This window comes from Burkholderia sp. SJZ089 (genome assembly GCF_007828315.1).
In the GTDB taxonomy this organism is placed as follows: domain Bacteria; phylum Pseudomonadota; class Gammaproteobacteria; order Burkholderiales; family Burkholderiaceae; genus Burkholderia; species Burkholderia gladioli.
The window spans coordinates 1-25906 of record NZ_VIUM01000006.1 but is presented as its reverse complement, the minus strand read 5'-3'; the positions used below and the strand labels follow the sequence as shown (position 1 = coordinate 25906).

General features: G+C 68.1%; 26 protein-coding genes. 12 read left to right on the top strand and 14 right to left on the bottom strand.

Annotated elements, in window-relative coordinates:
• Window positions 1-71: 71 nt before the first annotated feature.
• Together FB600_RS12565 and FB600_RS12560 are read right to left on the bottom strand one after the other, a co-directional pair.
• Window positions 72-1043, bottom strand: a complete 972-nt coding sequence (locus tag FB600_RS12565) for a thymidylate synthase (protein ID WP_096749515.1) — start codon at window positions 1041-1043, stop codon at window positions 72-74.
• A gap of 76 nt (window positions 1044-1119) precedes the next feature.
• Entirely contained in the window at window positions 1120-2493 is a 1374-nt protein-coding gene (locus tag FB600_RS12560) for a sigma-54 dependent transcriptional regulator (protein WP_098181224.1), read from the bottom strand.
• 543 nt (window positions 2494-3036) lie between these two features.
• Here FB600_RS12560 and FB600_RS12555 point away from each other — a divergent pair.
• From FB600_RS12555 to FB600_RS12540, 4 genes are all read left to right on the top strand, one after another.
• Window positions 3037-3390 (top strand): hypothetical protein, encoded by a 354-nt coding sequence (locus tag FB600_RS12555; RefSeq protein ID WP_124076078.1) that lies wholly within the window; start codon window positions 3037-3039, stop codon window positions 3388-3390.
• Between the two features lie 228 nt (window positions 3391-3618).
• Window positions 3619-5055 carry a cell wall anchor protein gene (locus FB600_RS12550; RefSeq protein ID WP_145756945.1) on the top strand — a complete coding sequence of 479 codons (1437 nt, stop codon included), beginning with the start codon at window positions 3619-3621 and terminating at the stop codon, window positions 5053-5055.
• A 235-nt stretch (window positions 5056-5290) separates the two neighbouring features.
• Window positions 5291-6877 (top strand): sigma-54 dependent transcriptional regulator, encoded by a 1587-nt coding sequence (locus tag FB600_RS12545; protein WP_261383379.1) that lies wholly within the window; start codon window positions 5291-5293, stop codon window positions 6875-6877.
• Window positions 6878-6979: 102 nt separating this feature from the next.
• Window positions 6980-7483, top strand: coding sequence for a dihydrofolate reductase (locus tag FB600_RS12540; protein WP_013697035.1), 504 nt, complete (start codon window positions 6980-6982; stop codon window positions 7481-7483).
• 85 nt (window positions 7484-7568) lie between these two features.
• Here the strand turns inward: FB600_RS12540 and pmbA are convergent, their stop codons facing one another.
• Entirely contained in the window at window positions 7569-8939 is a 1371-nt protein-coding gene (gene pmbA, locus FB600_RS12535; RefSeq protein WP_096749520.1) for a metalloprotease PmbA, read from the bottom strand.
• A 160-nt stretch (window positions 8940-9099) separates the two neighbouring features.
• On the opposite strand from pmbA, the gene yjgA reads away from it, so the two are divergent.
• Together yjgA and mog are read left to right on the top strand one after the other, a co-directional pair.
• A complete protein-coding gene (yjgA, locus tag FB600_RS12530) occupies window positions 9100-9711 on the top strand; it encodes a ribosome biogenesis factor YjgA (protein ID WP_013697033.1) in 612 nt (203 codons plus the stop codon).
• Window positions 9695-10318, top strand: a complete 624-nt coding sequence (gene mog, locus FB600_RS12525; RefSeq protein WP_013697032.1) for a molybdopterin adenylyltransferase — start codon at window positions 9695-9697, stop codon at window positions 10316-10318. Before yjgA ends, mog begins: the two co-directional genes overlap by 17 nt.
• 37 nt (window positions 10319-10355) lie before the next feature.
• On the opposite strand, the gene orn is transcribed toward mog, so the two are convergent.
• On the bottom strand, window positions 10356-10964 hold the full coding sequence (orn, locus tag FB600_RS12520) for an oligoribonuclease (RefSeq protein ID WP_096750649.1): 609 nt from the start codon (window positions 10962-10964) through the stop codon (window positions 10356-10358).
• A gap of 136 nt (window positions 10965-11100) precedes the next feature.
• On the opposite strand from orn, the gene FB600_RS12515 reads away from it, so the two are divergent.
• Genes FB600_RS12515 through FB600_RS12505 form a run of 3 tightly spaced genes read left to right on the top strand, consistent with a single transcriptional unit; the run spans window position 11101 to window position 13672 of the window.
• Window positions 11101-12360, top strand: a complete 1260-nt coding sequence (locus tag FB600_RS12515; protein ID WP_025099003.1) for a M48 family metallopeptidase — start codon at window positions 11101-11103, stop codon at window positions 12358-12360.
• Window positions 12357-13301 carry a ribosome small subunit-dependent GTPase A gene (gene rsgA / locus FB600_RS12510; RefSeq protein ID WP_013697029.1) on the top strand — a complete coding sequence of 315 codons (945 nt, stop codon included), beginning with the start codon at window positions 12357-12359 and terminating at the stop codon, window positions 13299-13301. The genes FB600_RS12515 and rsgA overlap by 4 nt, the downstream gene beginning before the upstream one ends.
• 35 nt (window positions 13302-13336) lie before the next feature.
• Window positions 13337-13672, top strand: coding sequence for a DUF2007 domain-containing protein (locus FB600_RS12505; protein ID WP_013697028.1), 336 nt, complete (start codon window positions 13337-13339; stop codon window positions 13670-13672).
• 105 nt (window positions 13673-13777) lie between these two features.
• On the opposite strand, the gene FB600_RS12500 is transcribed toward FB600_RS12505, so the two are convergent.
• The 6 genes from FB600_RS12500 to rpsP form a co-directional block, all read right to left on the bottom strand.
• Window positions 13778-14716, bottom strand: coding sequence for a CobD/CbiB family protein (locus tag FB600_RS12500; RefSeq protein ID WP_013697027.1), 939 nt, complete (start codon window positions 14714-14716; stop codon window positions 13778-13780).
• Window positions 14717-14827: 111 nt separating this feature from the next.
• Complete coding sequence (locus tag FB600_RS12495) at window positions 14828-15517, bottom strand: CoA pyrophosphatase (protein WP_046576571.1); 690 nt, start codon at window positions 15515-15517, stop codon at window positions 14828-14830.
• 88 nt (window positions 15518-15605) lie between these two features.
• The gene (rplS, locus tag FB600_RS12490; RefSeq protein ID WP_013697025.1) at window positions 15606-16004 is read right to left on the bottom strand and encodes a 50S ribosomal protein L19; all 399 of its coding nucleotides are present in this window, start codon (window positions 16002-16004) and stop codon (window positions 15606-15608) included.
• Window positions 16005-16143: 139 nt separating this feature from the next.
• Window positions 16144-16941, bottom strand: coding sequence for a tRNA (guanosine(37)-N1)-methyltransferase TrmD (gene trmD / locus FB600_RS12485; protein WP_098154414.1), 798 nt, complete (start codon window positions 16939-16941; stop codon window positions 16144-16146).
• Between the two features lies 1 nt (window position 16942).
• Window positions 16943-17656, bottom strand: a complete 714-nt coding sequence (gene rimM, locus FB600_RS12480; protein ID WP_145756947.1) for a ribosome maturation factor RimM — start codon at window positions 17654-17656, stop codon at window positions 16943-16945.
• Between the two features lie 47 nt (window positions 17657-17703).
• Window positions 17704-17958, bottom strand: a complete 255-nt coding sequence (rpsP, locus tag FB600_RS12475; protein ID WP_013697022.1) for a 30S ribosomal protein S16 — start codon at window positions 17956-17958, stop codon at window positions 17704-17706.
• 189 nt (window positions 17959-18147) lie between these two features.
• Here rpsP and FB600_RS12470 point away from each other — a divergent pair, with 189 nt between their 5' ends.
• Both FB600_RS12470 and FB600_RS12465 read left to right on the top strand, forming a co-directional pair.
• Window positions 18148-19341, top strand: coding sequence for a PQQ-dependent sugar dehydrogenase (locus tag FB600_RS12470; protein ID WP_145756948.1), 1194 nt, complete (start codon window positions 18148-18150; stop codon window positions 19339-19341).
• A 118-nt stretch (window positions 19342-19459) separates the two neighbouring features.
• Window positions 19460-19918: an NINE protein gene (locus FB600_RS12465; RefSeq protein WP_098154418.1), complete on the top strand. Its 459-nt coding sequence runs from the start codon at window positions 19460-19462 to the stop codon at window positions 19916-19918.
• Window positions 19919-19949: 31 nt separating this feature from the next.
• Here FB600_RS12465 and FB600_RS12460 read toward each other — a convergent pair whose 3' ends face one another.
• Together FB600_RS12460 and FB600_RS12455 are read right to left on the bottom strand one after the other, a co-directional pair.
• Window positions 19950-21068, bottom strand: a complete 1119-nt coding sequence (locus FB600_RS12460) for a PA0069 family radical SAM protein (RefSeq protein WP_145756949.1) — start codon at window positions 21066-21068, stop codon at window positions 19950-19952.
• Between the two features lie 132 nt (window positions 21069-21200).
• Window positions 21201-21689: an Lrp/AsnC ligand binding domain-containing protein gene (locus FB600_RS12455; RefSeq protein ID WP_013697018.1), complete on the bottom strand. Its 489-nt coding sequence runs from the start codon at window positions 21687-21689 to the stop codon at window positions 21201-21203.
• Window positions 21690-21834: 145 nt separating this feature from the next.
• On the opposite strand from FB600_RS12455, the gene FB600_RS12450 reads away from it, so the two are divergent.
• On the top strand, window positions 21835-23121 hold the full coding sequence (locus FB600_RS12450; protein WP_098181231.1) for a D-amino acid dehydrogenase: 1287 nt from the start codon (window positions 21835-21837) through the stop codon (window positions 23119-23121).
• A 107-nt stretch (window positions 23122-23228) separates the two neighbouring features.
• Here the strand turns inward: FB600_RS12450 and FB600_RS12445 are convergent, their stop codons facing one another.
• Together FB600_RS12445 and FB600_RS12440 are read right to left on the bottom strand one after the other, a co-directional pair.
• A complete protein-coding gene (locus tag FB600_RS12445; protein ID WP_145756950.1) occupies window positions 23229-25019 on the bottom strand; it encodes an acyl-CoA dehydrogenase in 1791 nt (596 codons plus the stop codon).
• Window positions 25020-25126: 107 nt separating this feature from the next.
• Window positions 25127-25906 (bottom strand): electron transfer flavoprotein subunit alpha/FixB family protein (locus FB600_RS12440; RefSeq protein WP_145756951.1); only part of this gene is annotated, 780 nt, incomplete at its 5' end.

The window sequence follows — 25906 nt, the reverse complement described above, 5'->3', positions numbered from 1 at the left end:
AAAAAAGCCCGCGCCTCCGAGGCGCGGGCTTTCCAACTTCACGAGCGCTGCCGCGATCGCGGCAGCCGCGTTCAGACCGCCATCGGCGCGGTCAACGGCGCGTGGTGCCGATAGCCTTCCAGCGAAAAATCGGCGGGCTCGATGCGCTCCAGCCACTCCGGCTCGTAGACGCCCGTCTTCGCGTATTCCGGCACGCGATCGGCGATCGCCAGGCGCGGGCTGTCATAGGGTTCGCGCCCGAGCTGCTGGTTCAGCATCTCGAGCTGGTTCTCGTAGATGTGCGCGTCGCCGATGAAGTAGGTGAACCAGCGCGGCGTGTAGCCGGTCAGCCGGCCGACCAGCGACAGCAGCGCGGCGCCCTCGGTGAGGTTGAACGGCGTACCGAGGCCGACGTCGTTGCTGCGGATGTACAGGCACAGCGAGATCTCGCGCGTGACCGGGTTGGGCAGGAACTGGTAAAGCAGATGGCAGGCCGGCAGCGCGATCTCGTCGAGCTTCACGGGATTCCAGCCATGGAACAGGATGCGGCGGCTCGACGGGTCGCGCATGATGGTGTCGAGACAGTCGCGCAGCTGGTCGATCGCCTTGTACAGCAGCACCTGCTGCACGCCCTCTTCCTCGAAGCGCGTGACGATGCGATAACCGCGCGCCAGCGCATCCTCGAGCTGCCCGGTGGCCTGCGCGTCGAGCACCTTGTAGCCGGGCCAGCGCCGCCATTGCACGCCATAGACGTCGCCGAGATCGTCGAGGCCGGTGCGATAGGGATTGGCCAGCCAGGCGGCATTGTCGTTGGCGTTGGCATCCCAGACCTTGCAGCCGAGCGCGCGGAACTCGGCCGCGCTGCGCGAGGCGCGCAGGAAGCCGACCAGCTCGCCGATCGCCGACTTGAACGCCAGCTTCTTGGTCGTGACGGCCGGAAAGCCTTGCTGGAGGTCGAAGCGCAGCATCGCGCCGGGCATGCTGATGGTGCGGATGCCGGTACGATTTTCCTGCCAGGTGCCGGTGTCGAGGATGGAGCGGACGAGATCGAGATACTGTTTCATGCGGGTTCCTTCGGCCGCGAGCGCGGCCGCATCCCGCAATTCTAGCAAGCCTCTGGCCGCCGGGTCGGCGGCCGGCTCAGCCGGCGGCGGCCGGCACCGCCAGCCCGACCAGGTCCTGCTCGCGCTCGCGCATGCCGTGCGCGACCATCAGCCGGTACAGCGTGACGCGCGACACGCCCAACTCGCGCGCCGCATCGGCGAAGCGCCCGCGATGACGCAGCAGCGCGATCTCGATGGCGCGCCGTTCGGCGGCCTCGCGCGCGGCCAGCAGGGACACCGGCTCGGAGGCCACGAACTCGCCCAGCTCGAGATCGGCCGCCGTGATGGTGCGCCCTTCGGCCATCACCACCGCGCGCCGCACCCGGTTGATCAGCTCGCGCACGTTGCCGGGCCAGCCGTAGTTGTGCAGGGCGGCGATCGCGTCGGGCGCGAAGCCGCGCAGGCGCCGGCTCGCATCGCCGCGAAAGCGCTCGAGCATATGGCGCGCCAGCACCTCGATGTCCTTGCCGCGCTCGCGCAACGGCGGCTCGACCACCTTCAGCACGCACAGCCGATGAAAGAGATCCTCGCGGAAGCGCCCGGAACGCAGCGCGGCTTCCATGTCGACATGGGTCGCGCAGATCACCCTTACGTCGACGGGAATCGAGGCATGGCCGCCCAGCCGCTCGATCCGACCTTCCTGCAGGAAGCGCAGCAGGCTGGCCTGGCTCTCCAGGGGAAGATCGCCGATCTCGTCGAGGAACAGCGTGCCGCCATGCGCGGCCTCGACCCGGCCGATCTTGCGCTGGGTCGCGCCGGTGAAGGCGCCGCGTTCGTAGCCGAACAGTTCGGACTGCAGCAGATGATGCGGGATCGCGCCGCAGTTGATCGCGACGAAGGGCGCCTCGGCACGCGCGGAACGCTCGTGGATCGCCACCGCGGTGAGCTCCTTGCCGGTGCCCGATTCGCCCGCGATGAACACCGGCGCATTGGTGGAGGCGACCTTGCGGATGGTGCGGAACAGCGCCAGCATCGCGTCGCAGGCGCCCACCATCTCGCCCTCGCCGCGCGCCGGCGAATGCGGCGGCTCGGTGAGCCGGATCATGCCGTAGGCGTGCCCGACCGATTCGACGATGCGCTCGCGATCGCAGGGCATCGTCACGTAGTCGAAGCAGTAGTCGCGCACCAGCCGGCGCAGCGCCAGGTCCTGCATCTGGCCGGGGCCGGTGGCCGCGATCCAGCCGACGTTCGGCGTGGTCAGGCAGGTCTCGACGTCGCCCAGGTCGTTGGCCGCGACACCGCCCGAGACATCGAGCAGCCCCCCGGCCGTGCCGCCGCGCGCCGCCGCTCGCCGCAGTTCGCGAGCCGAGTCGACCACGTCGACGCGCCAGCCGCGCGCATCGAAGCAGCGTTGCAGTTCAGCGCTCGGGTCGCGCGAAAAATAGATCAAATGCCTAGTGCCGATTTCCATCGCACCATCCTTCGTCCGATTCCGGCACGCGTGGCGACGCGTGCATCCACGGGATCGAACGAAACCTCACGGGATGGGGGGTCGTACGATCCACGCGTCCTGTTGCAGACATTGAAGTCTCCCCGGCAATAAGGCGCATATCTTCTGTCGGCCGCGACCCGTCGGCCTTGATGGGTCCTGCATTGTTCTTGTGCTACTGCCCTGCCGGTGCGAGTCAATCTACGCCGACTCCATCCGCCACAGCTTTAATTTTTGTCAACGACTCCCGCGGTTTTTTTGGTGTGCACGCTGGCGATTCGTCTATCGAAATCTCGCTCTTCGCGACAAGGCCGCGAACGCGTCCGAATCAGTGTCAGCGCTTTCGCATCCCTTGAGTATCCGAAGTAATCCGTACGAACCGTGTTTCAGAACTGAAACACTTTCGCGAATCCGCCGGCACTCCACGCCTGCCTTTCGCGACGGGAGCCTTGCGCGGCGCTCCTCGCGCGAAGGTGGCACGCATTTCGCTCCATCAGCGGCATGCCAGGACACGAGTTCCGCTCCATGAGACGACATCCCCGAACCCAGGCCGGCCTTGCGGTGTTGATGGCGCTGCTGTCGTTCGCGGCGCTGGCCGAGACGGACGGCGACGCCGATCCGGCCGCGCAGTTGGTCCGGGTCTGGTCCGCGGCGATGCCGTTGCGGTTCGGCCAGGCGCTCGACGATACGACGCTGGCCGCGCAGCACGGCCGCGCGGCCGGAACGTCGATGCTGGCGGCGGTGACCGCCACCCTGCGCACGGGCGGCGGCGCGGTCACGCTGTGGGACGAGATCGCGCCGCCCAGGCCGCCGGTGCCGTTGCCCGCCGGCGCACCGCGCCCGATGCAGGGCAGCCGCATCAGCTACCTGCGCCGCTGAACCCGGCGCGCGATCGCAGTTCGATATCGAGGGAGTCGAGATGAAGTGTGCCGCAACCTGGCCGAGCCGCATCGATCATTTCGCCATCCGAATTGTTTTATCGGGCGCCGGCCGACTGCCCGTCGCGGTTCGTATCGTCGATCGCAGCTCGGCGATACCGCTTTTCGTGTCTTGTCCCCCGGCAGGCACGCTTTTTATTCCGCAGTCCCTTCCAACCTGGAGATCCGCATGAAGCGTACCGTCATCGCAGCAGCCATCCTCGCATCCACGGCCGGCTCGGCCTACGCTGCCGACGCCCACCTGTACGACCTGACTGCCGTGACCGAGGCGGTCGGCGTGTTCGGCGTGGTCGGCCTGTACGGCGCCGTCCATGTCACGAGCAGCGCCGGTGCGGTCATCAACAACAACCAGGCGGTGGTGCTGAACCACGTCTCGCTCGAACCGCTCGCGCAAAGCTATACCAAGGGCGCGGTGACCACCAGCGTCGACAACGTGTCGGTCAGCACCAGCGTGCAAGGCTCGTCCTATCGCGCCTCGGCGCGGAGCGCCTCGTTCGATGCCTCGATCCAGACGGCCTCCTCGCAATCGAGCTCGCGCAGCGGCAGCAGTTGGATCGCGGGCGGCGCGTACAACACCGCGTCGGCCCAGCAAAGCACGACGCTCGACCAGTCGTCGAGCCTGCATCAATCGGGCAACAGCGGCGGCTCGGCCTTCATCGCCGGTGGGGCGGCCGGCGCGGCCGGTACCAGCCAGTCGGCACAGCTCAGCGGCTACTTCCTGCCGGGCCTGTTCGGCTTCGCGGCGGGCGGCAGCGCCTCGCAGAACGAAAGCGGCTACATCGTCGGCGGCGCCGGCGCGATCTGGGGCGGCACGTCCTACGCGAATGCCTCCGGATCGGCGCAGCAGCATGCCGACGCGAGCAACAGCAGCACGCAGGCCCGCTTCGGCACGGCCTGGAGCGCGGGCGCGACGCGCAGCGAGGCACATGACAGATCGAGCGCCTCGATCTCGCGGCAACAAGGCTCGGAGTCGGTACGCGCCGCGGCCTGGGGCTACAGCAACACCTACGACTCGACGCGCCTGGCCACCACCGGCAGCGTCACCCAGGTCGTCGACACGGAACAGCCCGGCACGCTGACGGCCACCACCGGCAACAACGCCGCCGCCGGCGTGAAGGGCAACCTCGGCATCAACCTCGCCGAAGGCATCGACAACGTGCAGAGCAACGACGTGTCGCTCGCCTCGGTCGACATCGGCAACGTGTTCGGCAATGCGCAGATCTTCAGCAACCAGTCCTCGGCCGGCCATGCGCGCATCGACAACTTCGTGCTCAATGCCTCGCTCGGCGACGGTTCGCTCGCGCAGGCCTCGGGCAACGTGGGCGTGAACGTGACGGTCGGCGTCGGCAACGTGCAGAACAACAGCCTGGCCGGCTCGATGACCACCGCCAACGCGGCCCAGGCCAGCACGGTCGCGATGCTCGCCACCGACGACAACACCCAGGTGGCGGGTGCCGCCATCAACGGCCGCTTCGTCGGCACCGCGATGCTCGGCGCCAACACGCTCACCGGCGCGACCGGCAACATCGGCCTGAACATCGCCGGCGGCGCGGGCAACCTGCAGCACAACGGCCTGGCGATCGCCGCGCTCAACAGCGGCCACTGAGCGCCGCCACGGCGTCGCGCACCGCGTGACGCCGCTGCATCGAAACCGGCCCGGGTCGCGCGCAGGCGCGTCACGGGCCGCCTCGTCGCGACGGCTCCCGGGCCGCGCGCGGCGAGGCATTCCATAACGGGAGCACCGCCATGGCCATGGCACGCCGCAAGGCATTCGCGCGTATCGAGCCCCGCTCTCGCGGACGGGCCACGCCGCACCCGCACCCTGGCCGCCGGACCCGATGATGCTCGACTCCGACACCTCGCTGTCGGCCGGCCCGTTCATCGCGCCGCCGCCGATCGTTCCCGCGGAGTCCGTGATGCGTCCGCTCGTCTATCTGTCGCGCACGCCCGATGCCGCGCTGGTCGCCCACCTGCGCGCGCGCGGCTGGCAGGTCCAGGTCTGCCGCTCCGCGCAGGACACCGTCCGGCGCCCGGGGCAGGACGCCACCAGCGCCGGCATCGTCGATCTCGATGCCTTCGCGCCGCGCGAACTGGCCGCGCTCGAACGTGGGCTGCGCCAGCCGCGGATCGGCTGGATCGCCCTGACCGGCGAGGCCCGCCTGGACGAGCCGGCCGTCAGGCAGCTGATCCGTCAGTACTGCTTCGATTACGTCAGGCACCCGGCGCCGCCCGCCACGCTCGACTACCTGGTCGGCCATGCCTACGGCATGACCGCGCTGGGCGAATCCGAGCCGCCGACGGCCGCGGCGGCGGGCGGCGACGAGCAGATGGTGGGCAGTTGCGAAGCCATGCAGCAGTTGTTCCGCACCATCCGCAAGGTCGCCTCGACCGACGCGCCCGTGTTCATCGCCGGCGAATCGGGCACCGGCAAGGAGCTCACCGCGGTGGCGATCCACGAGCGCTCGGCGCGCCGCAAGGCTCCGTTCGTCGCCATCAACTGCGGCGCGATCCCCCACACGCTGCTGCAATCGGAACTGTTCGGCTATGAGCGCGGCGCCTTCACCGGCGCGACCCAGCGCAAGATCGGCCGGGTCGAGGCCGCGCATGGCGGCACGCTGTTCCTCGACGAGATCGGCGACATGCCGGTCGACAGCCAGGCCGGCCTGCTGCGCTTCCTGCAGGAAGGCCGCATCGAGCGCCTCGGCGCGCGCGAGTCGATCGCCGTCGACGTGCGCGTGCTGTGCGCCACCCATGTCGATCTCGAGGCGGCGGTGCGCGACGGACGCTTCCGCGCCGACCTCTATCATCGGCTGTGCGTGCTGCGCGTCGACGAACCGCCGCTGCGCGAGCGTGGCGGCGATATCGACCTGCTGGCGCGCCATGTGCTGCGCAAGTTCGGCGGCGACGGGGTGCGGCGCATCCACGGCTTCACCGAATGCGCGCTCGACGCGATGCGCCGCTATCCCTGGCCCGGCAACGTGCGCGAGCTGATCAACCGGGTGCGGCGCGCGATCGTGATGGCCGACGGGCGGCTGCTGTCGGCGATGGACCTCGATCTCGGCGACTACGCCTCGCAGCAGGCCGTCACGCTCGCCGACGCGCGCGAGAGCGCCGAGCGCCGCGCGATCGAGGCCGCCCTGCTGCGCCATCGCCATCGACTGACCGACGCGGCGCTCGAACTCGGCATCTCGCGCGCCACGCTGTACCGGCTGATGGACGCCCATGGCCTGCGCGAGATGGCCCATGGCGACCTGCCGCGCGGCGCGAACGACGACGGCCATGAGGCGCCGGGGCCGGGCGAGACGATGGGCGGCGGGAAGGCCGATGGGATAGCCGACGACGCAACGGCTTCCGGCCAGGGAGGCCCCGACGCGTCTCGCGAAGACGACGGCGGGGACGACGGCCCAGGGCAGCCGCCTCGTCGCTGAATGAACCCAGCGGTCGATGAAGCCCGAACAGGCCGCGCGAGCCTTGCCGCGGCAGGCGATCCGGTAGAATCGCTCGCTTTGCAGCCTGCTCCGGATATCGTCATGACCACCCTGACCCTGATCGTCGCGCGCGCCCGCAATGGCGTGATCGGCCGTGACAACCAGCTCCCCTGGAAGCTTCCCGAGGACCTGGCCTTCTTCAAGCGCACCACCATGGGCGCGCCGATCGTGATGGGCCGCAAGACCCACGAATCGATCGGCCGCCCCCTGCCGGGGCGCCGCAACATCGTGGTCACGCGTGATGCGGCACGCCGTTTCGAGGGCTGCGACACGGTCGGCTCGCTGGCCGAGGCGCTGGCCGTGGCCGCGCGCGACGGCGCGGCCGAGGCTTTCCTGATCGGCGGCGCGCAACTCTATGCCGAAGGGCTCGGCCAGGCCGACAAGCTGATCGTCACCGAGATCGACGCCGATTTCGAGGGCGACGCCGCCTTCCCGGCACCGGATCCGGCCCGCTGGCGCGAAGTCTCGCGCGAGGCGCATCATGCCGGCGCGCCCAACGATTTCGACTACGCCTTCGTCAGCTACACGCGCCTGGCCCCGGCCTGAGGCCGCGCCGCGCCCACAAAAAACGGCGCCGCATCGAGCGGCGCCGTTTTCGTTCAAGGCTGGCGGGCGGCTGCCCGCCGCGGGCTCACTGCCCCGCGATCGTCATCTGCTCGATCAGCACCGAACCGATTTCCTTGGTGCCGCGCACGATGGTGTCGGCGCCGATCGCGACGATGTGGCGGAACATCTCCTGCAGCGTGCTCGCCACCGTGATCTCCTCCACCGGGTACTGGATCACGCCGTTCTCGACCCAGAAGCCGGCCGCGCCGCGCGAGTAGTCGCCCGTCACGTAGTTCACGCCCTGCCCCATCAACTCGGTCAGCAGCAGGCCGGTGCCGAGCTTCTTGAGCATCGCGTCGAAATCGTCGCCGGCACGCGTGTTCGTGCTGCGCAGCGCGAGGTTGTGCGAGCCGCCGGCGTTGCCGGTGGTCTGCGTGCCGAGCTTGCGAGCCGAGTAGGTCGACAGGAAGTAGCCTTCCACCACGCCGTCCTTGACCACGCTGCGCGCGCGCGTGCGCACGCCTTCCTCGTCGAACGGCGCGCTGCCCATCGCGCGCGGCAAATGCGGATCCTCGACCACCTGCACGTGCGGGGCGAACACCGGCTTGCCGAGGCAGTCGACCAGGAAGCTGGTCTTGCGGTACAGCGCGCCGCCGCTGGTGGCCTGCACGAAGGCGCCGAGCAGCCCGGCCGCGAGCGGCGCCTCGAACAGCACCGGCACCTTGCGCGTATCGAGCCGGCGCGAGCCCATGCGGGCCAGCGCGCGCTCGGCGGCGTAACGGCCGACCGCCTCGGGCGCGGCGAGGTCGTCGGCGTTGCGCTTGGAGCTGTACCAGTCGTCGCGCTGCATGTGGCGGCCGCTGCCGGCGATCGGCGCGCAGGCCACGTAGTGGCGTGAATAGGGATAACCGGCGAGGAAACCGCGCGAGGTGGCCAGCACGAACTGCGAATGCTGGGCCGAGACGCTCGCGCCCTCGGAATTGCGGATCTGCGGGCTCACCGCGAAGGCGGCGTCCTCCGAGCGGCGCGCGATCTCGACGGCCTCGTCGGCCGACAGCGCCCAGGGATGGTAGAGATCGAGGTCGCGCGGCTCGGTCTCGAGCAGTTCGGCCTCGGCCAGGCCCGCCGCCTCGTCCTCGGCCGTGAAGCGCGCGATGTTGTAGGCGGCCGCCACGGTGTCCTTCAGCGCGGCCGGGGAGAAGTCCGAGGTGCTGGCATTGCCGCGCTTCTTGCCGATGAACACCGTGACGCCGACCATCTTGTCGCGATTGTGTTCGATGGTCTCGACTTCGCCACGCCGCACCGACACCGACAGGCCATCGCCTTCCGAGATTTCGGTCGCCGCGTCGGACGCGCCGAGCGCCTTCGCGTGCCGCAGGATGTCCGAGGCGATTTCTTTCAGTTGCTCCTGGGTGTGCGGAAAATGGCGCGCGGGTGCGTCGGTGTGAGCAGGCATCGTCGTGTTGTCCGGTGGCGGGCGGGTCGCCCGCGTGGTTCGAAATAGGCGTATCCCGCGATCATAGCAAGGTCCGGCGCCGGCTACCTATCCAGGCCCCGCCCCTGCCCGGAACGATCGCGCGACCGGCCGGGGCCCGCGCCGCGATACAATCTCGCCCATGAACCGCAAAACCCGTATCCAATCGATCGAGCATGGCGACGACGACGCCGACCATGGCTACGATCGCCCCAGCAAATCCCAGCTGAAACGCGAGATGCACGCGCTGCAGCAGCTCGGGCGCGACCTGGTCGAACTGCCCAAGGACGCCCTCAAGCGCATGCCGATGCCGGAAGATCTCAATGATGCCGTGCGCGAGGCACGCCGCATCACCGACCACGAAGGCAAGCGCCGCCAGATGCAGTACATCGGCAAGGTCATGCGCTCGCTGACCGAGCCCGAGATCGAGGCGCTGCGCACCGCGCTCGACACGCAGCGCGGCGTGAACAAGGCCGCCACCGCGCGCCTGCACTGGATCGAGCGCACCCGCGACCAGTTGCTCGCCGACGACGAGGCGCTCACGCGCTTCATCCGCGACTACCCGGCCGCCGACGCCCAGGAAGGCCGCACCCTGATCCGCAACACTCGCAAGGAAGCCCAGCTCGGCAAGCCGCCGCGCTATTTCCGCGAGCTGTTCCAGTGGATCAAGACCGTCAGCGGCAAGCCCGGCGAGGATGCCGAGGGCGAAGGCGAGCATGACGACGAAGCCGAGCACGATGACGACGAATCGTAAGCACCCCGACGAACTGATCGTCGGCCTGGTCTCGATCAGCGACCGCGCCAGCCGCGGCGACTACCAGGACCAGGGCATCCCGGCGCTGGAGGCCTGGCTCGGCGGCGCGCTGGTCTCGCCCTGGCGGGCCGAGACGCGATTGATCGCCGACGAGGCGCCGCTGATCTCGGCCACCCTGGTCGAGCTGGTCGACGTGGCCGGCTGTGACCTGGTGCTGACCACCGGCGGCACCGGCCCGGCGCGCCGCGACGTGACGCCGGAAGCCACGCTGGCGGTGGCGACCCGCGAAATGCCGGGTTTCGGCGAACAGATGCGCCAGATCAGCCTGCGCTTCGTGCCGACCGCGATCCTGTCGCGGCAGGTGGCGGTGATCCGCGAGACGGCCGATCATGCCGCGCTCGTGATCAACCTGCCGGGGCAGCCGAAATCGATCAAGGAAACGCTGGAAGGCTTGCGCGACGAGGCCGGCAAGGTAGTGGTGCCGGGCATCTTCGCCGCCGTGCCCTATTGCATCGACCTGATCGGCGGCCCCTACATCGAGACGCGCGCGGACGTGACGGCCGCGTTCCGGCCCAAGAGCGCGCAGCGACCGCCGCGCGAAGCCTGAAGGCCGTCAAAGCGGCCATTCGGCCGCCCCGCCCGGCTCAGGCGTCCGCGGTACCGGCGCTGGCCGCCGGAATCAGGAAATGCTCGCGGTAGTACTTGAGCTCGTCGATCGACTCGTGGATGTCGGCCAGCGCGGTATGCATCGCGCGCTTCTGGAACCCCTTGTAGATCGCCGGTTGCCAGCGGCGGCACAGCTCCTTGAGGGTGCTGACGTCGAGGTTGCGGTAGTGGAAGAAGCTTTCCAGCTCGGGCATCCAGCGCGCCATGAAGCGGCGGTCCTGGCAGATCGAGTTGCCGCACATCGGCGACTTGCCCGGCGACACGTATTGCGCGAGGAAAGCCTGGATCTGCGCGGCCGCCTCGGCCTCGCTCACGGTGGAGGCACGCACGCGGTCGATCAGGCCCGAACGGCCGTGCGTCGACTGGTTCCAGGCATCCATCCTGGCGAGCGTCTCGTCGCTCTGGTGGATCGCCAGCACCGGGCCTTCCACGACCTTGTCGAGCGTCGAGTTGGTGACGACAACGGCGATCTCGATGATGCGGTCGCTATCCGGGTTCAAACCCGTCATTTCCATGTCGAGCCAGACGAGATTGAGCTCGTTGCGCACGAGCGTGGCCTGGCCGGCGGATTCGGGGAGTTCGGTCATACGGTTTTCCTGGAAGATCGGCAGCGGCGAGCGCCCTGCCATGGCGGCCGAAGCCTGTTCGAGGTCCGATGAGCGGGCCCCGACCGCAAGAACATATAATTCTCGCATAGATACCACTGGCCACTGGCCTCCCCCGATGTCCGCCTACCCGTTCACCCTGCTGTTCGCCGCCGCCATCCTCGCGATGGTCGGCACCAAGCTCTGGCTCGCCACGCGCCAGATCCGCTTCGTGGCCGCCCATCGCGGCGCGGTGCCCGCCCAGTTCCGCGACACCATCCCGCTCACCGCGCACCAACGCGCCGCCGACTACACGGTCGCGCGCACCCGGCTGACCATGCTGCAGATCGTCGCCGGCGCGGTGCTGCTGATCGCGCTGACGCTGTTCGGCGGCGTCGGCGCGATCGACCACGCGCTGCGCGGCTGGCTCGGCGGCGGCTACGGTCAGCAGATCCTGCTGATCGCGGCCGTGCTGCTGATCACCAGCGCCGTCGAGATCCCCTTCGACTACGTGCGCCAGTTCGGCATCGAGGGCCGCTTCGGCTTCAACCGCATGACGCGCAAGCTGTTCTTCGCCGACCTGGCCCGCAATACCGCGGTCGGCGCCCTGCTCGGCCTGCCGCTGCTGTTCGTGGTGCTGTGGCTGATGAACCGCGCCGGCCCGCTCTGGTGGCTGTGGACCTGGATCGTCTGGGTCGCCTTCCAGATGCTGGTGCTGGTGCTGTACCCGAGCTTCATCGCGCCGCTGTTCAACAAGTTCGAGCCGCTCGGCGACGAGGCGCTGCGCGCGCGCATCGAGGGCCTGATGAAGCGCTGCGGCTTCGCGGCCAAGGGCCTGTTCGTGATGGACGGCAGCCGCCGCTCCGCGCACGGCAACGCCTACTTCACCGGCTTCGGCGCCGCCAAGCGCATCGTGTTCTTCGACACGCTGCTGGCGCGCCTGTCGGGCAGCGAGATCGAGGCGGTGCTGGCCCATGAGCTGGGCCACTTCAAGCGCCGCCACATCGTCAAGCGCATGCTGGTCACCTTCGTGCTGAGCCTCGCGCTGCTGGCCCTGCTGGGCTGGCTCGCCGGGCGCACCTGGTTCTATACCGGGCTGGGGGCCCTGCCTTCGATGGCGGGCAGCAACGCCGGCCTCGCGCTGACGCTGTTCTTCCTGGCGGTGCCGGTGTTCCTGTTCTTCGTCACGCCGCTGAGCAGCATGAGCTCGCGCAAGCACGAGTTCGAGGCCGATGCCTTCGCGGCCAGCCAGACCGACCGGCAGGACCTCGTCAACGCGCTCGTGAAGCTCTACGAGGACAACGCCTCGACGCTGACGCCCGACCCCGTCTATACCGCCTTCTACTACTCGCATCCGCCCGCCTCGCAGCGGATCGATCGACTGCTGCGCCCGGCATGACGCGCGGCCGTCAGCAAACGCCGGCTCGTCCGGCCAAGGGCGGCGCCGAGCGCCTCGGCGGCCGCGTGATCGCCGCGCACGGGCGCCATTACCTGGTCGCGCCGGCCGACGGCGGGCCGATGCTGCAGTGCTTCCCGCGGGGCAAGAAGAGCGAGGTGGCGGTGGGCGACCGGGTCGTCTACGAGCGCAGCTCGGCCGACCAGGGCGTGATCGTCGAGATCGAGACGCGCCGCAACCTGCTCTATCGCTCCGATCAGTTCAAGTCCAAGCTGTTCGCGGCCAATCTCGACCAGTTGCTGATCGTGCTGGCCACCGAGCCGTATTTCAGCGAGGACCTGCTCGGCCGCGCGCTGATCGCGGCCGAGGCGAACCAGCTCAAACCGATCGTGGTGCTCAACAAGATCGACGTCGAGGCCGCGCTGCCGGTGGCGCGCGAGCGGCTCGCGCCGTATCGCGAGCTCGGCTACGACGTGGTCGAGCTGTCGGTGAAGGGCGCGCCCGAGGCAACGCTCGAACAATTGATGCCGCGCCTGGCCGGCCATTCGACGATCCTGCTGGGCCAGTCGGGGATGGGCAAGTCGACCCTGGTGAACCTGATCGTGCCCGAGGCCGAGGCCGCCACGCGCGAGATCTCGGCGGCGCTGAACAGCGGCCGCCATACCACCACCTTCACGCGGCTCTATCCGCTCGCCGACGGCGGCGCCCTGATCGATTCACCGGGTTTCCAGGAGTTCGGGCTCTACCACCTGACCGAAGGCCAGTTCGAGCGCGCCTTCCCGGAATTCCGGCCGCTGCTGGCCGATTGCCGCTTCTACAACTGCCATCACCTGCACGAGCCGGGCTGCGCGATCCTGGCGGCCGTCGAGGATGGGCGGATCGCGAAATCGCGTCATGCGCTGTACGCGCAACTGGTCCACGAGGCCAGCCAGATCGTGCGCTGAAGGCACACGCTGCCCGCCCCGCCCGCCTCGCGTCGATGCGCTTCACCGCCCCCGACCTCGCCACCGCCCACCACTGGGTCAATGTGCTGGACGCGGCCGGGATCGGCTGCGAGTTGCACAATCGCTTCGCCACCGGCGCGCTGGGCGGGCTGCCGCCCGATCAGTGCGCGCCCGAGATCTGGCTGCACGACGAGCGCGACACGGCGCTGGCGCGGCGCATCCTCGAGGCAGCGCGCTCGGGACCGCCGGCGGGCGCGACGCGCTGGCGCTGCGGCGGCTGCGGCGAGGTGCTCGACGCGCAGTTCACGGCCTGCTGGCATTGCGGGCGAACCCGCGATCCGCGTGACGAGGAAGCCGGGCCGGCGGATTGAGGGCCGGCTCGACCGGCGGCCCGGAAACGAAAAAGCCGGCTTCGCGTGAGCCGGCTTTTTCGTTGGGGAGGCGCTGCCGCCTCCCGGCCATCGTCGTCCTGGTGCTCAGGACACCCAGACGGCGAGCGTGAGCATCAGCAGCAGGATCATCCAAAGGATCACGGCGCGCCAGACCAGGCCGACCGCCGATTGCAGGGTGCGCGGCGTGCAGTCGTCGCCGACCGACAGCGGGCCGCTGTCGCCCACCGACAGGGCATCGACGCTGGAAGGCTCGGCCAGCGGACCGGCCAGCCGCGCGCCCAGCGCACCGCTGCCGGAGGCCAGCAGCACGCCGTCGTTCGAATCGGGCCATTGGCGCGTATGGTTGCGCCAGGCGTAGATCGCATCCTCGAAATTGCCGACGATGGCGAAACCCAGCGCGGTCAGCCGCGAGGGAATCCAGTCGATCACGAAGAAGGCGCGCTGCGCGAAATTCGAGAACGCCTCGGTGCGATCGTCGGTCGGCACCGACCAGCTGCGCGACAGGTATTCGGCGATCCGGTACAGCACCGCGCCGGCCGGGCCGAACGGCAGCACGAACCAGAAGAACACGCCGAACACGTGCCGGTGCGAGGCCACCACGGCGTGGATCAGCGTATGACGGACGATCTCGCCGACCGGCATGTCGACCGTGTCCAGGCCGGTCCATTCAGCCAGCACCTCACGCGCGCGCGGCACGTCGTCGTTGTTGAGGGCGAGATGGATGTCGGTGAAGTAATGGCTGAACTGGCGAAAGCCGAGCGTGAAATAGACCACCACCACGTTCCAGACGAAGGCAAACGCGAAGCTGAGCTTGAACAGCAGGTAGTAGACCAGCGCGACCGCCAGCACCCAGGGCACCACCACCACCAGCCAGGCCAGCACGCCATGCTTCTTCTTGCCGGCGTCGAAACCATGCGCCGCGGTTTCCGCATGGAACTGGAACAGCGCGAAGACCGGGTTACCCGGCGACAGCGCGCGCACCTGCTCGATGATGAGGGCGAGGAGAACCGAAAAGAAAGTCATGCGAAAGGCCGTGCCGTTCTGGGTTATACGATTTTTCGCATAACGATAGCACAGCGGACCCGCGCGAGGGTTCGGGTCCGCCTCGTCGGTTCGGCTCGTGCGGCCATCGGTTCAGGGCTGCGCGGCAAGGAAACGGTACAGATTGCGCAACATGCCGGCGGTTGCCCCCCAGATGAAGTAATGGCCGTCGTCGCGCCCGTTCGGATAGGGCATCGCAAAAAAACGACGCTCGCCGCCTTCCCACTTGAACAAGCGCACTTCATGACGCTCGGGTGCCATCAGGAAGGCCAGCGGCACCTCGAAGATCTCGGCGACCTCGAGCGTGTCGGCTTGCACGGTGAAGGGCGGATGCACGATGCCGACTACCGGCGTCACGCGATAGCCGGTGCCCGTCAGGTAGTCGGGCAGCGCGCCCAGCACCTCGACGTGCTCGCGGTCGAGCGCGATTTCCTCGCGGGCCTCGCGCAGCGCGGTGGCGGTCGAATCGGCGTCGCCGGGTTCATGGCGCCCGCCCGGGAAACTGATCTGCCCAGGATGGTCGGTCAGGTGATCGGCGCGCTGTGTCAGCAACACGGTAAGGCCGTCGGCACGCGCCACCAGCGGCACCAGCACGGCGGCGATGCGCGGATCGCCCTGCTCGCCCAGGCGCGCCTCGGCCGGCTCCTGCGTCCACGCGTGATGTTGCGCGAAACGCTCGCGCAAACCCGCCGGCGTCAGCACCGAATCGGGAACGCGCGGCAGGCCGGCGCCCGTCGATTCGACGGGCAGCACTTCGGGGTCGATGATCGGGCGACGTATCACGGGGTGCTCGCGGAAAAGTCTGACGGAAACCGTATTGTCGCGCCGGAATAAAAAAAGCACCCGGGTGGGTGCTTTTTCCTTACAGCATTTACGCCTGCTCTTGCTGGGTAGCTGCCGTGCGATCCTTCGACACCAGCTTTTCCTTGATTCGAGCCGACTTGCCCGAACGCTGACGCAGGTAGTACAGCTTGGCACGGCGGACATCGCCGCGACGCTTGACGACGATGCTCGCGAGCAGCGGCGAGTACGTCTGGAACGTACGCTCGACGCCTTCGCCCGACGAAATCTTGCGGACGATGAAAGCCGAGTTGAGGCCACGGTTGCGCTTCGCGATCACGACGCCTTCGTAAGCCTGAACGCGCTTGCGGTTACCTTCCACCACGTTCACGTTCACGATCACCGTATCGCCGGGGGCGAATTCGGGGATCGTCTTGCCTGCGAGCGCGCGCTCGATCTCTTCCTGCTCAAGTTTTGCGATCAGATTCATTACTGACTCCCAATGCCATCTTGTCGGCGTTTGCGCCCGTCCGTTCCCGGACTCGGCCCCGATAGAGGATGGATTCACAACTGGCGCCGCACACGCGTGCGCGACACCGCCTTGGTTCCCGGAGCGCCGCCGGAACGCCTCAGGTCGAGGCCTTCCTCGCGGCCTTCGCGAGACTTGCGAGCCAGGCCTCGTCGGCCCGACTCAACAACTGCTGGCTGCGCGCCCGTTCGATCAGGTCGGGGCGCTTCAACCACGTATTGCGCAACGCTTCCTGGCGCCGCCACTTCTCGATTTCCGCGTGATGGCCGCCGAGCAGCACATCGGGCACGCGCACGCCGTCGTATTCCTCGGGACGCGTGTAATGCGGGCAATCGAGCAGGCCGTCGACGAAGCTGTCCTGCACGGCCGATTGCGCGTCGTTCAGCACACCGGGCAAGAGACGCACCACCGCGTCCATCAAGGCCATCGCCGGCAGTTCACCGCCCGACAGCACGAAATCGCCGAGGCTGATTTCCTCGTCGACGCAACGATCGAGCAGACGCTGGTCGATCGCCTCGTAGCGGCCGCAAAGCAGCACCACGCCGGGCTCGTCGGCCATCCGCACCACCCGTTCATGGGTAAGCGGCGCGCCTTGCGGCGACATCATCACGATCCGCGTGGACGCGATCCCCTGCTCCGCCTGCGCGGCCTTCGCCGCGCCGATCGCCGCTTCCAGCGGCTTGGCCAGCATCACCATGCCGGGGCCGCCGCCGTAGGGACGATCGTCGACCGTGCGGTAATTGTCGGTCGTGAAATCGCGCGGGTTCCACGTGCGCAAGCCGAAACGCCCCTGCTTGACGGCCCGGCTGGTGATACCCCAGTCGGTCAGCGCATGGAACATCTCGGGAAAGAGCGTGACGACATCGAACTGCATCGCGCGCTCCTTTGCGTCGTTCATTTCAGTAATCGGCTTCCCAATCGACGACGATACGCTTCGCCGCCTGATCGACCGTCTTCACGTACACGCCAACGAACGGGATCAGCCGCTCGCCGCGCACGGGCTTGCCATCCTTGCCGCTGGCCGGATAGTCGACCCGCATGATCGAGTGCACGCCGTTGTCGATCATGTCGCCGACGCGGCCGAGTTCGACACCCGCCTCGTTGACGACATCCAAGCCGATCAGGTCGACCCAGTAGAATTCGTCCGCGTCGAGCGCCGGGAAATCCTCGCGACGCACGTAGACGCGGCAGCCACGCAAGGCCAGCGCCTGATCGCGATCGGCCAGGCCGGCCAGATGCGCGACGACGGTATCGCTGTGGAACTTGGATTGCGTGATGCCGACTGCCAGGCGCTCGGGGCCCTTCTCGAACCACCAGGTACGGGCCTTCAGCAGCGCATCGCCGCCGCGACCGGCACCGGCATGCGGTGCGATCTTGACCCAGCCCTTCAGGCCGTAGGCATCGACGATCGCGCCGACCTCGACCGCATCGTCGGGCCAGGACTGCGCCGCGGCGAGGCTTTCCGAGCTCGGGACCGGCTTGCCACCTGCTGCCTCCGGTTTCGCGCCACCCTTGGCGGGTGCGCGCTCTGCCGGCTTGCGGACGAACACGCCAAACGTGGAGGCTTCGCGTGTGCCGCGCTTTGCATCACCGGATGAATCGTGACCGGACATTCAGACCACCTCGCGGCCGCGACCACCGGAAAACGGCGCCATATGACTTAGGCGGCCGGTTGTGCCTTTGCCGCTTCCTTCACGAGGCGGGCGACGGTCGGCGACAGTTGTGCGCCAACGCCTTGCCAGTACGTCAGGCGATCCTGGGCGATACGCAGCGATTCGCCCTTGGTGGCGACCGGGTTGTAGAAGCCGACGCGCTCGATGAAACGGCCGTCACGACGGTTGCGCGAATCGGTAGCGACGATGTTGTAGAACGGGCGCTTCTTCGAGCCGCCGCGAGCCAGACGGATGATAACCATATGAAGTCCTTCGGAAAACCGGGTTCGAAACTGCTGAAACACGCGATTATAGCTGGAAACCGACGGCATAACAAACACTTACCGTACAAAAAAGCGCGGGGCCCCGAAAACCCGGCCCGCTGCCGATTCCCGCCCGAGCGCCTACACTTGCTGGACCGTGCCGCCGCGCACGCTCTTCCCGGATCGTCCATGCGCGCTCCAGCCCCCCGCCTCGTCCCACCTCTCACCTCACGCCTCTCGCCTACCAGCCGCCGCGTCGCCGTCGCGCGGCGGCGCCTGCGGGCCGCCGGTGCCGCCTGCCTGGCCGCCTGTCTCGTCCTGGCAACAAGCCTTGCCGAAGCCGCGCCGCCGCCCGTCGAACGGCTCAAGCTGCCGCCGGGCTTCCACGCCGAGGTGTTCGCGGCTGATGTCGCCAATGCCCGAGAAATGGCCTGGTCGCCGCGCGGCATCCTGTACGTGGGCTCCACCGAAGGCAGCGTGCATGCGTTGACGGTTCGCGACGGCCGCGTGGTCGCGCGCCACGTGGTGGCCAGCGGGCTGGAGATGCCGGTCGGCGTGGCCTGGCGCGACGGCGCCCTCTATATTTCCGCGATCTCGCGGATCCTGCGGCTTGACGGCGTCGACGAGCGGCTCGACCAGCCGCCCAAGCCCGTGGTCGTCACCGACAAGTTGCCGAGCGAGCGGCAGCATGGCTGGAAATTCATCGCCTTCGGGCCGGACGGCAAGCTCTACGTTCCGGTTGGCGCGCCCTGCAACATCTGCGAACCGGATCGCGACCGCTACGCGATGATCGGGCGCATGAACGCCGACGGCAGCGACTACCAGCGCTTCGCGCGCGGCGTGCGCAATACGGTGGGCTTCGACTGGCACCCCGTCACGCACGAACTCTGGTTCACCGACAACGGCCGCGACATACTCGGCGACGACGTTCCCGACGATGAACTGAACCGCGCTCCGCGCGCCGGCCTCGACTTCGGCTATCCTTATTGCCACGCCGGCGACGTAGCCGACCCGCAATACGGCAAGGGCCACCCCTGCAGCGGCTTCACGCCGCCGGCGCTGAAGCTGGGCGCGCACGTCGCCGCGCTCGGCATGCGTTTCTATACCGGCTCGATGTTCCCGGCGGACTATCGCAACGCAATCTTCATCGCCGAGCACGGCTCCTGGAACCGCAGCAGCAAGTCCGGCTACCGCGTGGTGCGCGTGAGCACCGGCCTGGACGGCGGCAAGCCACGCATGGAGGTGTTCGCGCAGGGCTGGCTGCAGCCGGGCGAGCAGGTCTGGGGACGCCCGGCCGACGTGCTGCCGCTGCCCGACGGCTCGCTGCTGATCAGCGACGACTACGCCAACGCGATCTACCGGATCACTTATACCGGACACTGAGCGCGGCCGGGTGACCGACCCTCCATCGCATCGTAGAATGGCTGACGGCATCGCCCCGGTGGCGATGCCGCCCTGAACCTCGAAAGCCCCATTCGCGCCGCCCCTGCCCCGGTCCGCCATGCCATCCCAGTCGCCGCGTTTCCGCTCGAAGACCCTCGCCGCCGCCCTTGCCTTCCTGTTCGGCTCGCTCGGCGCGCATCGCTTCTATCTATATGGACAGCGCGACCCGGTCGGCTGGGCGCACCTGCTCGGCATCGTGCTGGGCGTGCCGGGCCTGCTGCTGCTCGTCGCCACCGCGCGCGCCTCGCTGCTCGGCTGGTGCCTGGCGGTGCCCGGCGCGATCTCGCTGTTCGCCGCCTTCCTGACCGCGATCGTCTACGGGCTGCGCGCCGACGAGAAGTGGGATGCGCAATTCAATGCGCAAAGCGAGCAAAGCAGTCGCTCGGGCTGGACCGTGATCTTCGTGGTGATCTTCTCGCTGCTGATCGGCGCCTTCCTGCTGATGACGGCGCTGGCGCTGTCGTTCCAGACCTACTTCGAATCGCAGGTACATGCCGCCAGGGAGCTATCGCAATAAGCGGCCGAGACAAGCAACCGAGACAAGCTGCCTAGAACAGGCTCAGTTGCGGCGTGGCCGGTGCCTTCGGCCGCTCGGGCGCGCGGAACTGCGTGAAATCGAGGATGCCGCGCGTGCGCTCGTTGAGCCCGAGACGCTTGACCGCCTTCTGGAAGCGCTGCTTCAGCAGGTCGGCCCACAATCCTTCCCCCTTCATCCGGCTGGCGAAATCGAACTCGTAGTCCTTGCCGCCGCGCATGTCGCGCACCCGCGCCATCACACGCTCGGCCCGGTCGGGGAAATGCGCGCCCAGCCACTCGCGGAACAGCGGCGCCACCTCCCAGGGCAGGCGCAGCACGATGTAGCTCGCATGGGTGGCGCCGGCCTCGAAGCAGGCCTCCAGCACGCGCTCCATGTCGGGCTCGGTGACGAACGGGATCACCGGCGCGATGCTGACCCCGACCGGCACGCCCGCCTCGGCCAGCGCGCGGATCGTGCGCAACCGACGCGAAGGCGTGGCCGCGCGCGGCTCCAGCGCGCGCGCCAGATCGGCGTCGAGCGTGGTGATCGTGACGGCCGCCATCACCTGGCCGCGTTCTGCCATCGGCGCGAGCAGGTCGAGATCCCGCTCGATCAGCGAGGACTTGGTGATCGCCGCGAAGGGCTGGCCGTGATCGTGCATCACCTGGATCACCTCGCGCGTGATGCGACGCTCGCGTTCGCAGGGCTGGTAGGCGTCGGTATTGACGCCGAGCGCGATCGGCTCGGGCACGTAGCCGCGCTTGCCGAGCTCGCGCTCCAGCAATTCCGCCGCATTGACCTTGGCGTAGATCCGACTCTCGAAATCGAGGCCCGGCGACAGGCCGAGGTAGCTGTGGGTCGGCCGCGCGAAACAGTAGATACAACCGTGCTCGCAGCCGCGATACGGATTCAGCGAGACATTGAAGGGGATGTCGGGTGAGGCGTTGCGCGTCAGGATGCTCTTGGCACGCTCGTCGAACACCTGGGTGCGCAGCGCGGGACGCGCCTCGTCGTCTTCGCCGAGCCAGCCGTCGTCGACACCTTCACGCTGGTCGGTCTCGTAGCGGCCCTGCAGGTTGCCCACGGCGCCACGCCCCTTGCGCGGCACGGGCGGCGCCACCGGATATTCGGTATCGGATCGATCGCTCATCACGCCTCTTCGTCACGGCAGGCGCAAGCGAAATATTGCCGCGCCAGATACTGTGTATTTATACAGTACTCGGACGCGCACTGACAAGCCGGATTCCGGCCGTTCGACGATTCGGGCGCGGGCCGGCCGCGATCAGTCGTCGACGGCGATGCTCAGCGTTTCCTTGATCTCCTCCATCACCACATAACTCTTCGACTGCACGGCCCCAGGCAGTTGCAGCAGAATGTCGCCGAGCAGCTTGCGGTAATCGGCCATCTCGCCGATGCGGGCCTTGATCAGGTAGTCGAAATCACCCGACACCAGGTGGCACTCGAGCACTTCGTCGATCTTCATCACCTCGCGACGGAACTGCTCGAACATGTTGCCGCTCTTGTGGTCGAGCGTGATCTCGACGAACACCAGCAGCGCCGCGCCAAGCTGTGCCGGGTCGACGCGCGCGTGATAGCCGGTGATCACGCCGTCTCGCTCCATGCGGCGCACGCGCTCGATGCAGGGCGTGACGGTCAGGCCGACCTGCTCGGCCAGGTCCTTCATCGCCATGCGGCCGTCCTGTTGCAGCAGGCGCAGGATCCGGCGGTCCAGCTTGTCCAGCGCGCGTACCGGTTGACGTTGAGTTCTCATGCTGTTTTTTCTGAAAATCGAAAAAATACAATAACAAAAACTGGTACGTCGACAATACCATAGCGAAAAAAACCAGGTCGGAACGTGCAGGCAGTGGCGTGGCAACGCCCCCGGCGGGTTCCGCTTTTTTTCGTCTGGAGCAGCTATGCGTGTGGTGATTCTGGGAAGCGGCGTGGTGGGCGTGACGAGCGCCTATTATCTGGCACGCGCCGGCCATGAGGTAACGGTGATCGACCGCGAGGCGGGCCCCGCGCTCGAGACGAGCTTTGCCAACGCGGGCCAGATCTCGCCCGGCTACGCCGCCCCCTGGGCCGCGCCCGGCGTGCCACTGAAAGCCGTCAAGTGGATGTTCGAGAAGCATGCGCCGCTGGCGATCCGTCTGGACGGCACGCGCTTCCAGTTGCAGTGGATGTGGCAGATGCTGCGCAACTGCACCGCCGAGCGTTATGCGGTCAACAAGGGCCGCATGGTGCGCCTGGCCGAATACAGCCGCGACTGCTTCCAGGCGCTGCGCGCCGACACCGGCATCGCCTACGAAGGACGCACCGGCGGCACGCTGCAGCTGTTCCGCACCCAGGCGCAATTCGACGGTGCCGCGAAGGACATCGCGGTGCTGCGCGACGCGAACGTGCCGTTCGAACTGCTGACGGCCGACCAGTTGAAGCATGCCGAGCCGGCGCTCGCCGCGGTCTCGCACAAGCTGACCGGCGGCCTGCGCCTGCCCGGCGACGAAACCGGCGACTGCCAGTTGTTCACCACGCGCCTGGCGGCGATGGCCGAGGAGCTCGGCGTGCAGTTCCGCTACAACACGCCGATCGACGCACTGGCGATCGCCGGCGGCCGGATCGCCGGCGTGCAATGCGGCGGCGAACTGGTGCGCGGCGATGCCTACGTGGTCGCGCTCGGCTCGTATTCGACGCGCTTCCTGTCGAACATCGTCAAGATCCCGGTCTACCCGCTCAAGGGTTATTCGATCACGGCGCCGATCGTCGACGCGGCCGCCGCGCCGGTATCGACCGTGCTCGACGAGACCTACAAGATCGCGATCACGCGTTTCGACTCGCGCATCCGCGTGGGCGGCATGGCCGAGATCGCCGGCTTCGACAAGCGCCTGAACCAGGCCCGTCGCGAGACGCTCGAAATGTGCGTCAACGACCTGTTCCCGGGCGGCGGCGATACCTCGAAGGCCAGCTTCTGGACCGGCCTGCGCCCGATGACGCCGGACGGCACGCCGATCGTCGGCCGCACCCCCGTGCCGAACCTGTTCCTGAACACCGGCCACGGCACGCTGGGCTGGACCATGTCCTGCGGCTCGGGCCAGTTGCTGGCCGACCTGATGTCGGGCAAGAAGCCGGCGATCCAGGCCGACGACCTGTCGGTCCACCGCTATCTCGACGAGACCGTCGGCAAGCCGCGCCCCGCCTACGCCTGAGCACGGCATAGCACCGGCTCGATGCAAGAAGGGCACCCGCAAGGGTGCCCTTCTTCATTTTTGCGTCCCGCCGAGCCGCCGGCCCCGGCAGGACGAAACAGCCTTCCTCAGAACTGGTCCTCGGTCAGCGCCAGCACGCTGTCCTGGCCGGTCGCGCTGACGATCGACGCGGCGATCGCCGGCGCCTGCACCAGCACGTGCTGGGCATAGAACTGCGCGATCGCGATCTTCGCGTCGTGGAAGGCCGGATCGTCCGCGCGCCGTGCCTGCGCGGCGAGCAACGCGCGTCCCATCTGCCAGCCGCACAGCACGATGCCGGCCAGCTTCAGGTAGGGAACGCTGCCGAGGAACACCGCGTTCGGATCGCCCTTGGTGTTGGCGACCACGAACTCGACCGCGGCCGCCAGCGACTTCGCGCCGTCGGCGAGATGGCGGCGCATCGCGGCGAAGGCCGGCGTGTCCTGCGCGCCGAGCGCCTCGACGGTCTCGTAGATCCCGGCGAGCAGCGACTTCGCGACGGCGCCGCCGTCGCGCACGGTCTTGCGGCCCACCAGGTCATTGGCCTGGATCGCCGTGGTGCCTTCGTAGATCGCCAGGATGCGCGCGTCGCGATAGTACTGCGCCGCGCCCGTCTCCTCGATGAAGCCCATGCCGCCGTGCACCTGCACGCCGAGGCTGGCGACCTCGTTGACCATCTCGGTGCTCCAGCCCTTCACGACCGGCACCAGATATTCGTAGATGGCCTGGTGACGCGCGCGCTCGGCCGCGTCGGGATGCGCGTGCGCCTGGTCGCTATGCGCGGCGGCGACATAGGCCAGCGCGCGGGCGCCTTCGGTCAGCGCGCGCATGGTGCCGAGCATGCGGCGCACGTCGGGATGATGGATGATGGTGACCGACTGCTTGGCCGAGCCGTCCACCGGGCGGCTCTGCACACGCTCCTTGGCGAACGCGGCGGCCTTCTGGTAGGCGCGGTCGGCCACGCCGATGCCCTGCATGCCGACGCCGAAGCGCGCGGCGTTCATCATGATGAACATGTATTCGAGGCCGCGGTTCTCCTCGCCGACCAGGTAGCCGATCGCACCGCCGTGGTCGCCGTATTGCAGCACCGCAGTCGGGCTCGCCTTGATGCCGAGCTTGTGCTCGATCGACACGCAATGGACGTCGTTACGCTCGCCGAGGCTGCCGTCTTCCTTGACCAGGAACTTCGGCACGATGAACAGCGAGATGCCCTTCACGCCCTCGGGTGCGCTCGGCGTGCGTGCCAGCACCAGGTGGACGATGTTGTCCGCCATGTCGTGCTCGCCCCAGGTGATGAAGATCTTGGTGCCGAACACCTTGTAGCTGCCGTCGCCCTGCGGCTCGGCGCGCGAACGCACCAGCGCGAGGTCGGAGCCGGCCTGCGGCTCGGTCAGGTTCATGGTGCCGGTCCACTCGCCCGAGATCAGCTTCGGCACGTAGCGCGTCTTCTGCTCGTCGGTGCCGGCCGTCAGCAGTGCCTCGATCGCGCCGTCGGTCAGCAGCGGGCACAGCGCGAAGGACAGGTTCGAGGCGTTCAGCATCTCGATGCAGGGCGTGGCGATCAGCTTGGGCAGCCCCTGGCCGTCGTACTCGGTGGGATGCTGCAGCCCCTGCCAGCCGCCCGCCACGAACTGGCGGAAGGCCTCGCCGAAACCGGCCGTCGCCGTCACGGCGCCCTGGCTCCATGAGCTCGGCTGCTTGTCGCCTTCGACGTTCAGCGGCGCCAGAACCTCGCCGCAGAACTTCGCCGACTCGTCGAGCACGGCCTGCGCCGTGTCGAAGCCGGCATCCTCGAAGCCGGGCAGCTTCGCGACGTCGTCGATGCCGGCCAGCTCCTTCATCACGAACAGCATGTCCTTGACGGGCGCGATATAGCTCATGGTGCTCCTCTCCTCTGTCTGCTTATGGGTAAAAAAAGGGGCGCTTGCCGCGCCCCTTGGTCGTGGTGCTCAGCGCCTCGTCACCGATGCGCGATGCCGCTCGCGGCTCAGCCGAGCGCGGACACCAGCTCCGGCACCACCGTGAACAGGTCGCCGACGATGCCGTAGTCGGCCACGCTGAAGATCGGCGCTTCCTCGTCCTTGTTGATCGCCACGATCACCTTCGAGTCCTTCATCCCGGCCAGATGCTGGATCGCACCCGAGATGCCCACCGCGATGTACAACTGCGGCGCCACGATCTTGCCCGTCTGGCCCACTTGATAATCGTTCGGCACGTAGCCCGCGTCGACCGCCGCGCGCGAGGCGCCCAGCGCCGCCGACAGCTTGTCGGCCAGCGGTTCCAGCACCTTCGTGTAGTTCTCGCCGCTGCCCAGGCCCCGGCCGCCCGACACGATGATGTTCGCGCTGGTCAGCTCCGGACGATCGAGCTTGGTCACTTCACGGTTCACGAACTGCGACTTGCCACTGTCGGCCGCCGCCTCGATCTTCTCCACCGATGCGCTGCCGCCTTCGGCCGCCACCGGATCGAAGCCCGTCGAACGCACCGTGATCACCTTGATCGCATCGCTCGACTGCACCGTCGCGATCGCGTTGCCGGCGTAGATCGGACGCTCGAAGGTATCGGTGCTGTCCACTGCCGTGATGTCCGAGATCTGCGCCACGTCCAGCTTCGCCGCGATGCGCGGCGCCACGTTCTTGCCGTAGGCCGTGGCCGGCGCCAGGATGTGCGAATAGTCCTTCGCGATGTTCAGCACCGTGGCTTCCACGTTCTCCGCCAGGCCCTCGGCCAGTTGCGGCGCATCGGCCAGCAGCACCTTCGCCACGCC

Coding starts and splice junctions, on each gene's coding strand:
- FB600_RS12565 (WP_096749515.1), bottom strand. CDS start 1,043: ATGAAACAGTATCTCGATCTCGTCCGCTCCATCCTCGACACCGGCACC.
- FB600_RS12560 (WP_098181224.1), bottom strand. CDS start 2,493: ATGGAAATCGGCACTAGGCATTTGATCTATTTTTCGCGCGACCCGAGC.
- FB600_RS12555 (WP_124076078.1), top strand. CDS start 3,037: ATGAGACGACATCCCCGAACCCAGGCCGGCCTTGCGGTGTTGATGGCG.
- FB600_RS12550 (WP_145756945.1), top strand. CDS start 3,619: ATGAAGCGTACCGTCATCGCAGCAGCCATCCTCGCATCCACGGCCGGC.
- FB600_RS12545 (WP_261383379.1), top strand. CDS start 5,291: ATGCTCGACTCCGACACCTCGCTGTCGGCCGGCCCGTTCATCGCGCCG.
- FB600_RS12540 (WP_013697035.1), top strand. CDS start 6,980: ATGACCACCCTGACCCTGATCGTCGCGCGCGCCCGCAATGGCGTGATC.
- pmbA (WP_096749520.1), bottom strand. CDS start 8,939: ATGCCTGCTCACACCGACGCACCCGCGCGCCATTTTCCGCACACCCAG.
- yjgA (WP_013697033.1), top strand. CDS start 9,100: ATGAACCGCAAAACCCGTATCCAATCGATCGAGCATGGCGACGACGAC.
- mog (WP_013697032.1), top strand. CDS start 9,695: ATGACGACGAATCGTAAGCACCCCGACGAACTGATCGTCGGCCTGGTC.
- orn (WP_096750649.1), bottom strand. CDS start 10,964: ATGACCGAACTCCCCGAATCCGCCGGCCAGGCCACGCTCGTGCGCAAC.
- FB600_RS12515 (WP_025099003.1), top strand. CDS start 11,101: ATGTCCGCCTACCCGTTCACCCTGCTGTTCGCCGCCGCCATCCTCGCG.
- rsgA (WP_013697029.1), top strand. CDS start 12,357: ATGACGCGCGGCCGTCAGCAAACGCCGGCTCGTCCGGCCAAGGGCGGC.
- FB600_RS12505 (WP_013697028.1), top strand. CDS start 13,337: ATGCGCTTCACCGCCCCCGACCTCGCCACCGCCCACCACTGGGTCAAT.
- FB600_RS12500 (WP_013697027.1), bottom strand. CDS start 14,716: ATGACTTTCTTTTCGGTTCTCCTCGCCCTCATCATCGAGCAGGTGCGC.
- rplS (WP_013697025.1), bottom strand. CDS start 16,004: ATGAATCTGATCGCAAAACTTGAGCAGGAAGAGATCGAGCGCGCGCTC.
- trmD (WP_098154414.1), bottom strand. CDS start 16,941: ATGAACGACGCAAAGGAGCGCGCGATGCAGTTCGATGTCGTCACGCTC.
- rimM (WP_145756947.1), bottom strand. CDS start 17,656: ATGTCCGGTCACGATTCATCCGGTGATGCAAAGCGCGGCACACGCGAA.
- rpsP (WP_013697022.1), bottom strand. CDS start 17,958: ATGGTTATCATCCGTCTGGCTCGCGGCGGCTCGAAGAAGCGCCCGTTC.
- FB600_RS12470 (WP_145756948.1), top strand. CDS start 18,148: ATGCGCGCTCCAGCCCCCCGCCTCGTCCCACCTCTCACCTCACGCCTC.
- FB600_RS12465 (WP_098154418.1), top strand. CDS start 19,460: ATGCCATCCCAGTCGCCGCGTTTCCGCTCGAAGACCCTCGCCGCCGCC.
- FB600_RS12460 (WP_145756949.1), bottom strand. CDS start 21,068: ATGAGCGATCGATCCGATACCGAATATCCGGTGGCGCCGCCCGTGCCG.
- FB600_RS12455 (WP_013697018.1), bottom strand. CDS start 21,689: ATGAGAACTCAACGTCAACCGGTACGCGCGCTGGACAAGCTGGACCGC.
- FB600_RS12450 (WP_098181231.1), top strand. CDS start 21,835: ATGCGTGTGGTGATTCTGGGAAGCGGCGTGGTGGGCGTGACGAGCGCC.
- FB600_RS12445 (WP_145756950.1), bottom strand. CDS start 25,019: ATGAGCTATATCGCGCCCGTCAAGGACATGCTGTTCGTGATGAAGGAG.